General features: G+C 45.5%; 5 protein-coding genes. 2 read left to right on the top strand and 3 right to left on the bottom strand.

Translation table 11 applies throughout. The annotated features are described in order from the left end of the window. Window positions 1-51: 51 nt before the first annotated feature. The 3 genes from ACFQ2O_RS17185 to ACFQ2O_RS17195 all read right to left on the bottom strand — a co-directional run bounded on the left by ACFQ2O_RS17185 (window position 52) and on the right by ACFQ2O_RS17195 (window position 4,063). Complete coding sequence (locus ACFQ2O_RS17185; protein ID WP_377530613.1) at window positions 52-672, bottom strand: OmpH family outer membrane protein; 621 nt, start codon at window positions 670-672, stop codon at window positions 52-54. A gap of 68 nt (window positions 673-740) precedes the next feature. Next, window positions 741-2,060, bottom strand: coding sequence for a tRNA (N(6)-L-threonylcarbamoyladenosine(37)-C(2))-methylthiotransferase MtaB (mtaB, locus tag ACFQ2O_RS17190; RefSeq protein WP_377530615.1), 1,320 nt, complete (start codon window positions 2,058-2,060; stop codon window positions 741-743). Between the two features lie 161 nt (window positions 2,061-2,221). Further along, entirely contained in the window at window positions 2,222-4,063 is a 1,842-nt protein-coding gene (locus ACFQ2O_RS17195) for an LTA synthase family protein (protein WP_377530618.1), read from the bottom strand. 266 nt (window positions 4,064-4,329) lie between these two features. Here ACFQ2O_RS17195 and ACFQ2O_RS17200 point away from each other — a divergent pair, with 266 nt between their 5' ends. Both ACFQ2O_RS17200 and ispG read left to right on the top strand, forming a co-directional pair. Continuing rightward, the gene (locus ACFQ2O_RS17200; protein WP_377530620.1) at window positions 4,330-6,522 is read left to right on the top strand and encodes a glutamine synthetase III family protein; all 2,193 of its coding nucleotides are present in this window, start codon (window positions 4,330-4,332) and stop codon (window positions 6,520-6,522) included. A gap of 353 nt (window positions 6,523-6,875) precedes the next feature. Continuing rightward, window positions 6,876-8,849, top strand: a complete 1,974-nt coding sequence (ispG, locus tag ACFQ2O_RS17205) for a (E)-4-hydroxy-3-methylbut-2-enyl-diphosphate synthase (protein ID WP_377530623.1) — start codon at window positions 6,876-6,878, stop codon at window positions 8,847-8,849. Window positions 8,850-9,012 lie beyond the last annotated feature (163 nt).

Below are 9,012 nucleotides of genomic sequence, written 5' to 3' on the forward strand. Positions count from 1 at the left end.
CCCGCTGCACTAGTGCAGCGGGCGCTCTTCTTATACTTACTGAAGGTTGAATTATTTCTTCTTTTCTTCTTTCTTCTCAGTAGTCTTAGCCTTCTCAGCTTCGTAAGCCTCGTTTAGACCTTCCACCACCTGCGTCGTAATATCAAGTGTAGAGTCACCGTAAAGGATGGCGCTATTGCCTCGCTGGTAGGTTAACACCATTCTATAGCCACGCTCTTCGCTGATCTTCTTCAGGTATTCCTCAACGCGGTCGTAAATCTTCTTCATTTCCTCAGACTCTTCTGTAGCAAGTTCGTTACCTGAGCTTTGCTGCAGGGCCTGTAGCTGCTGCTGCTTTTGCGCCAGGCGTTGCTCCGTAGAAGCTCTTTGCTGCTCAGACATGCCGGCGGCCGACTGCTGGTAACGCTGCACTTCTTTTTGGAAAGACTCTGCCTGAGAGCGAAGATCTTTTTCTTTCTGACCTGCTTTGCCTTGCAGGCGGTCGCGCACATCTTTAAAATAGCCATAGTTTGTCAGAAGAGAATCTGAGTTTACATAAACTATCTCTGGAGAACCTACAGCAGTTTCAGCGTTAGTGGCAACAGTAGCAGTGCCATTGGTTGGGGCTTTCTCGCAGGCTACCAACATGGCAGAAACTGCAGCTAACCCTAATGTCATCTTTAAAACTTTCACGCTTTATCTAATTATGTTTAGTTGGAAGATTTAGCAGCTTAAATATAAAAGTATTTTAAGCCAAAAACCTAATGTTTGAGTACTTCCTGGTAAGTTTCTTCGGCTTCCATCAAGCCATTTGCATCCAGTTGCGTCAGGCGCACGTGCTTTGTTTCGTTCACCAGCACAGGGTCATACTTGGCTGCCACGCGTACGTAGTTCTCTGTCCAGCCTTCCATCACCCCGTCTTTCACATCGTCTTCGAAAAGCACCGTAAATTCGCGGCCAATGTTTTCTTCGTAAAAATGTCGCTTCTTTTTTTCAGACAGAATGCGCAGCATATCTGCCCGGCGGTTTCGCTCCTGTATACTTACTTTGCCTTCCATTTCAGGAGCCAATGTGTTTTCGCGCTCTGAGTATGGGAACACGTGCAGGTAACTTACATCAAGCCCATTTATAAAATTGTAAGTCTCCAGAAAGTCTTCTTCAGTCTCTCCCGGAAATCCGACAATCACATCAACGCCGATACAGCAATGCGGCATCAACGATTTGATGGTAGCCACACGGTCTGCATATAGCTCGCGCTGGTAGCGGCGGCGCATTAGTTTCAGAATTTTGTTGGAGCCGGATTGCAGCGGTACGTGGAAGTGCGGCATGAAGCGCTGGCTCTGCGACACGAACTGAATAATCTCATCTTTCAGCAGGTTGGGCTCAATAGAGGAAATGCGGAAACGCTCTATACCAGCAACTTGATCCAGCTCCTGTACCAGCTCGTAAAAAGACTCCACCCGATTACCATCCTGTATTCCGAAATCGCCTGTATTTACACCCGTAAGAACAATCTCTTTCACGCCTGATTCAGCAATCTCGTTGGCAGACCTTACTACGTTGGCTATACTATCGGAGCGGCTGCTGCCACGAGCAAGCGGTATAGTACAAAAAGAGCAGGAGTAGTCGCAGCCATCCTGCACTTTCAAGAAAGTGCGTGTTCTGTCGCCAAAAGAATAGGAGTTGTGAAAGGTATTGGCTTCAGAAATAGGACTAGCGTATACTTGGGCTTTATCTTTTTTCTCGAATGTCTCCAGGATGTCTACCAGTTGAAACTTCTCAGCGGCTCCTAATACGGCATCCACTCCGGGTATTTCAGATATTTCTTTCGGTTTGAGCTGTGCATAACAGCCCACTATCGTAATAAAAGCGTTAGGAGAATGCTTCAGAGCTTCCTTCACAATTTTACGACATTTTTTATCTGCGTTATCAGTTACCGAACACGTGTTGATCACATAAATGTCCGGCGTATCGGTAAACTCTACCTTCTCAAAACCGCGCTCCTGGAAAATACGGCCAATGGTGCTGGTTTCAGAGTAGTTAAGTTTGCAACCTAAGGTATAAAAAGCTACTTTCTTCATAATCAGGGCGCAATTTACGAAATTAATTGTGAAAGAGCAGTTGTGATCCAGCGGGAATAAATAATTGCTGTTCAGCTGGTTCTGCTTTTTCAACCAAGTATCACAGATTTAAGTTGACAGATTTTCTGTCTGTTTTGCTGGTCTACACTATATTACAAGGCTTACTTCTTTACGAAATCATCAAAAGAGAACTGCATGTAGGCTTTTGCGTTCTGCAGCTGTTCATCTGTCAGGTCTTCGTCTTTGGTAATGGGTTGCTTTGCTGTATTATCGAAAGTTAAAATCCCCTGCGGAGTTACATAGCCAAAGCCATCATTGAAAACATAAAATGCAAAAGGAGAGGAGCTTGCAGCTAGCAGGTTGCGGCTCCACTTAAACTGGTTGTGCGGTAAATTTAGCTGCGTGAGTAGTGTTGCGACAATGTCCGTTTGGCTTCCGATAGCGTCAACCTGCTTTTTAGTTTCTCTCAAAGCGCCGCCTGTAAGTATAAAAGGAATTCTGAACTTGCTTGGAGCATGGTTCTGATCATTGCCAGGTAAAGGATGCCCATGATCAGCGGCGATAACGACCACAGTGTTTTGCCACCATGGCTGTTGCTTGGCTTCATCTATGAATTTGCCCAGTGCCCAGTCCGTATAGTATACACTGTTGCGAAACATGACTTCTTCAGTAGTACCGGGAAATTTAGCTGGAATAGGTATTTCAAAAGGCTCATGGCTGCTTAAAGTATAAACGGTGGAGAAGAACGGCTTTTTCTCCTGTTTCAGGTCCTTCAGTACGCGCTCGAACAATACATGATCATGAGCTCCCCATTTAGAATTATAAGTGCTGGGGTCAAAATCATACTTGTCAATCAAGCGGTCGTAGCTCCCGTTTCGTAAGTATGATTTGATGTTGGCGAACTCCAGTTCTCCTCCATAATAATAGCTGGTGCTGTAGCCTTCCTGTGCCAGCACCTCGCTTAGCTGGGGCAGCTTCTCAGTCTTCTGCGGATATTTGATAATAGAGGTTGTTGTCTGCACCGGATATCCGCTCAGCAGCGCCACCATGCCTTTCTCACTGCGGTCTCCGGCGGCGTATATATTTGTGAAGTTAATGCCTTCGCTTGCCAGCCTATCAAGGTTTGGCGTAACACCCTGCTCACCACCAAGGCTGCCAATCAGTTTGGCAGTATAGCTCTCTAAGATGATAAACAATACATTAGGCTGCTTTGCCTCGACTAGTTGTTCTGTAGAATCAGCAGCAACCGCAGCATATAGGGCAAGTACGCGCTGCTCAGCCTCTTGCTCTGGCAGGTACTGGTATGGGTTGTGTCCAGACTTTTCGTACTTCAGCAGCGCGTGCATCAAATTCCAGGGCATGTTTAGGCCGGCATGGTTAGCAAACGGTTTGTTGGAAAAGTAAACGACACTCTGGTTGATAGGAATTTGCTGCCAGCCACCTCGCAGTGGCAATACCAACAGCGCCAGAAAGAAGAGGCAAAGCCCACTGGCTAGCCACTTGTGAAGCTGCAAAGTATAGTGCCGCAAATCAAAGAATCTGCTGTACAATAATATAAAGGCTACTGAAATGGTAAGTGACACTAATAATAAGAGAAACACCGGTGCTCCGGCAGCTGAAGCAGCCATTTCTCCTGGCGAATTCAAGTATTGCAAAGGAGAGGCATCCAGGCGAAACCCCCAATGGCTGTACAGCTCCAGGTCAGCAGCTAAAAGAATAGATAGGAATAGCAGCAGAAAGAATGTATAATAACGAACTGCTGCTGCAAGACGAACTTTCTCGGAGAAGGTGGAAAGCAGTGTGAGCAAAAACGGCAACAGGCTTATGTATGCCGCAAAGGAAGCATCCAGCCTTAAGCCATAGATAAAAGTGGAAGCTACTTCTGAGGAGGTGAGTTCGGAACTTCTATCCAGGTGGTAAATCAGAAAGATAGCCCTGGCTACTATAAAATATAGTAGCCAAAACAGAAAGTATAAAGGAGGGAAAGCAATACGATTTTTCACGCCACAAATATAAAACATAAGTCAGCCTTCCGTAACAGTTTATTTTTGGCTATGGTTTCAACGTATTAGTATGGGTTGAAGAACAAGGGGTGTGGTAGAGTTTTGCTATAGTTTTTTTGAAAACACCCCTTTTATTAACAGGGGGTGTTTAGATGATTTGTGCCTATTTTACAAAAACACCCTTAATTTTTAAAGCCCTATTGTATGGAGTGTTGTTTTTCTGTCTATCTTTGTTTCAGAATTAAAACCCAACCCTATCATAACCCATGGCAATTCTTAGATTTAAAGCGCTGGAGCTTGTAAGTCAGCGTAAAGTAGAGGAAGTAGCACTGCCTTCCCCCAAAATTTCAGACTATTTCGGAGAAAACGTATTTACTAAAGATGCCTTACGTTCTACGATGTCTTCAGAAAACTATAAGCGTTTATTGCGCACGATAGAAACTGGCGATAAAGTAGACAGAGAACTTGCCGATGCTGTAGCAGCTGCCATGAAAACCTGGGCTACCAGCAAAGGTGCTACGCACTATACGCACTGGTTTCAGCCGTTGACAGGAGCAACAGCTGAAAAGCATGATTCCTTCTTCGATTTAACTAGCGAAGGCGAAGCAATTGAAAGCTTTAAAGGAAGCGCCCTGGTGCAGCAGGAACCAGATGCCTCATCTTTCCCAAGCGGTGGTATTCGTAATACGTTCGAAGCCCGGGGATACAGCGCCTGGGATCCATCCTCTCCGGCTTTCCTGATTGAGAACGCCAGCACCAAGACCCTTTGCATCCCAACCATCTTCGTGTCTTATACAGGCGAAGCACTCGATTATAAAACGCCGCTTCTGAAGTCGCTAAAACTGTTGAACGATGCGGCTGTGCCGGTTTGCCAGTATTTCGACAAAGAAGTTACGAAAGTAAACACAACGCTAGGTATCGAGCAGGAGTACTTCCTTGTAGATAAAGCTTTATATGAAGCACGCCCAGACTTAGTTGTTTCAGGACGTACCCTTTTCGGTCACTCTCCTGCAAAAGGACAGCAGCTCGAAGATCATTACTTTGGTAGCATTCCGGGGCGTGTACATGCCTATATGCTGGAGTTTGAAAAAGAAGCACTTCGTTTAGGTATACCGTTGCGTACGCGCCACAATGAGGTGGCGCCGCACCAGTTTGAGTGTGCTCCAACATTTGAAGATGCTAACCTGGCAGTAGATCATAACCAGCTTTTGATGGATATCATGGGCCGTGTGGCAGATCGTCATAACCTTAAAGTGTTACTGCACGAAAAGCCTTTTAAAGGTGTAAACGGCAGTGGAAAACATAATAACTGGGCCATGAGCACGAGCACAGGTATCAACCTGTTGAGCCCAGGCAAAAGACCAAAGGAAAACCTTCAGTTCCTGACGTTCTTCATCAATACCATCATGGCTGTGCACAAGCACGCGGACCTGCTGCGCTCTTCTATTGCATCTGCCAGCAATGATCACCGCCTGGGTGCAAATGAGGCGCCTCCAGCTATCGTTTCTGTATTTATTGGGCAGCAGCTGACGGCTATACTTGATGAATTCGAGCGCACCTCAAAAGTACCTATGGAAAAAGGCGATAACATGTACCTGAAATTGGGCATCGACCGCATTCCAGAAGTTCTTCGCGATAACACAGACCGTAACCGTACGTCTCCTTTTGCCTTTACAGGCAATAAGTTTGAATTCCGTGCCGTGGGTTCTTCTGCCAACTCGTCGTCTCCAATGACGGTGTTAAACACCATCGTGGCAGATCAGTTGATCGAGTTCCGCCAGTCAGTGGATGCGCTTATCGATGAGAAAGGCATGAAGAAGGAACTAGCTATTATTCAGGTACTGCGTGACTATGTAGCAGCTTCTAAAGCCGTTCGCTTCGAAGGTAACGGTTATTCAAAGGAGTGGGAAGATGAAGCAGCAGCTCGTGGCTTGTCTAACATCAAATCTACACCGCGTGCTCTGGATGTTCTGGATAGTAAAGCTGTGAAAGATATCTTCACCAAGCACCGCATCTTTACAGAAGTAGAGTTGGAGGCACGTCATGAGATTTTGCTGGAGGAGTATGTGAAGAAAATCCAGATAGAGTCTCGTGTCATGGGAGATCTTGCCATTAACCATGTGGTACCAACTGCTATTGCTTACCAAAATAAGCTGATCCAAAATGTGCGTGGCCTGAAAGAAATAGGGCTGGAGGACGAGTACACAGAAAGTATCATCGAAGCAATCAAGACAATGTCGCGCCATATCACAACCATTCAGAAGAATGTGAACGAGATGATAGAGGCACGTAAAGTAGCGAATAAAGTAGAAGATGCGCGTGAGCGGGCCATCATGTATAACGAGCAGATATTTAGCTACTTCGATACCATTCGTTATAGTGTAGATAAGCTGGAACTGATGGTGGATGACGAAGATTGGCCGCTGGTGAAATACCGTGAACTATTGTTCCGTCACTAAGATCTTAACACAAGATAATTAAGTTGATTATGCAAAGGCACCTGTAACAGGGTGCCTTTGTTTTTTATAAAATACAAAGTTTAGTGGCGAAGCTAAAGGAGATCTAATGGCTCTGATTTACCGACTGTAGCTGTCTTTTTAACCCGTGATGCGAGTTTTAAAACTGAGTACTTTTTGAGGTAAGGTTTTTGATATTTTAGATTCAACAGCAAGTATAAGTGGCTGAGTAACTATTTCAGTATTCTAAATATCAGAATCTGCGGGAGGTTGCGTATAAATTTACGTATTTTGCCTTTTGAACAAAGCAGATGCGACTTTAGTTAAAGACACAGATGGAATTTCAACTTCAAGAGATGAATAAAGCCTATTGCCCTAGCCTGGTGGAGTATAAACGCAGAAAAACGCGTGTTGTCAACATTGGAGGTATACCTGTGGGGGGCGATTACCCTATACGGGTACAGTCGATGACTACAGTGGACACCATGGATACCTTGGGCTCTGTGGAGCAGTGTATCCGCATGATAGAGGCAGGTTGTGAATATATCCGTATCACAGCTCCAAGTATAAAAGAGGCAGAAAACCTTCAAAACATAAAGGAGGAGCTAAACAAACGTGGCTATCAAGTTCCGTTAATCGCAGATATTCACTTCACACCGAATGCCGCAGAGGTGGCTGCACGGATTGTAGAAAAAGTACGTGTAAATCCCGGCAACTACGCCGATAAGAAGAAATTCCAGGTTATTGAGTACGATGATGTCTCGTATCAGGCAGAGCTGGACCGCATCAGGGAGCGTTTCGTGCCTTTGGTGCGCATCTGCAAAGAGCACGGCACCGCAATGCGTATCGGTACCAACCATGGTTCTTTATCAGACCGCATCCTGAGCCGCTACGGCGATACACCGCTGGGCATGGTGGAAAGCGCGCTTGAATTTATTCGCATCTGCGAAGCAGAAGGATACTATGATATAGTGATTTCGATGAAGGCCTCGAACACGCAGGTAATGGTACAGGCGTACCGCTTGCTGGTTCAGAAGCTGGATGAAGAAGGATTACAGCCGTACCCCTTGCACCTGGGCGTTACAGAGGCTGGTGAGGCAGAAGACGGCCGTATCAAATCGGCGGTAGGCATCGGTACCTTATTGGAAGACGGCTTAGGAGATACTGTGCGTGTTTCGCTTACCGAAGCGCCAGAGGCAGAAGCTCCGGTAGCGCAGGCGCTCATTGACAGGTATACGCATCGTGCAGAAAAAGCAAAGCCTATCAAGCCTGTTTGCAATGTACCTATTAATCCGTTTCAGTACCACAAACGAGAGACAGTAGAGGTTGAAAATCTGGGTGCTACGAATGTGCCACGTGTGATGGCAGATTTTAGCAGACTGACAGATGTTCAGTATGCTGACCTGAAATGTGTAGGGCACTTGTACTCGATGCTGCTGGACAAATTCAACATGAATGATTTAGGGGCAGATTATATTTACACCGGCGACAATGCTATCTCATTCATGCTTCCGAACGGACTGAAAGAGATGGTTAACTACGGTGCCTGGTTACAGGCAGAGCAGCGCGATGACCGTCACCCGCTCATAGAAGCTACTGCCTATGTGCAGGGAGTGGAGTTTCATAGATCGCTTAACTTTATACTTGCCACTATCAACGACTTAACCTCTGAGTTACTGGAAAAGCTGAAGCAAGACAATACAGCGGTGCTAGTATTACATACAGAAAATGAACATGCTATGCCTGAGCTGCGCAAATGCTTCTTCAGGTTGATGAACAATGGTGTCCAAAACCCTTGCATTATCAAACGTGCTTACGGCAAATTGACTGATGATGAAGTACAGCTTTATGCTGCCACCGATGTTGGTGGGCTGTTAATTGATGGTTTAGGAGATGGTATACTGTTGGGCACTGAACAATTGCCAGCGCAGGAAAAGCCATTAGAGTTACAGACAATTGATAAGCTTAATAATTTGAGCTTTGGCATTTTGCAGGCAGCCCGCACGCGCATGAGCAAAACAGAGTATATCAGCTGCCCAAGCTGCGGCCGTACTCTATTCGATTTGCAGGAAACGACAGCCATGATACGTAAGCGAACCGACCACCTGAAAGGCGTGAAGATTGGAATCATGGGCTGCATCGTAAACGGTCCGGGCGAAATGGCAGACGCTGATTATGGATATGTGGGTGTGGGTAAAGACAAAATAGCGCTGTACCGTGGCCAGAATGTCATCAAAAAGGCTGTACCTGCAGATCGTGCCGTAGACGAATTGATTGATTTGATACGGGAAGATGATAAATGGATAGAGCCAGTTCAGGTAATCGATTAAATTTATCTGTTTGTCCGAAAGCTGCTTAGAAGTAAAAGAAATTCTGAATCTTGATTTGTTAGATATTCTAAAGCATCTTCTAAAAAGATTGACTTAATTAAATGATTTTCTGCTGAATATTGTTGAATTAGTAGCAAGACAAGGTGTAACGTTCGCTTTGAAT

Origin of the sequence: Pontibacter rugosus (assembly GCF_042678745.1) — a bacterium.
Taxonomy (GTDB): Bacteria; Bacteroidota; Bacteroidia; order Cytophagales; family Hymenobacteraceae; genus Pontibacter; species Pontibacter rugosus.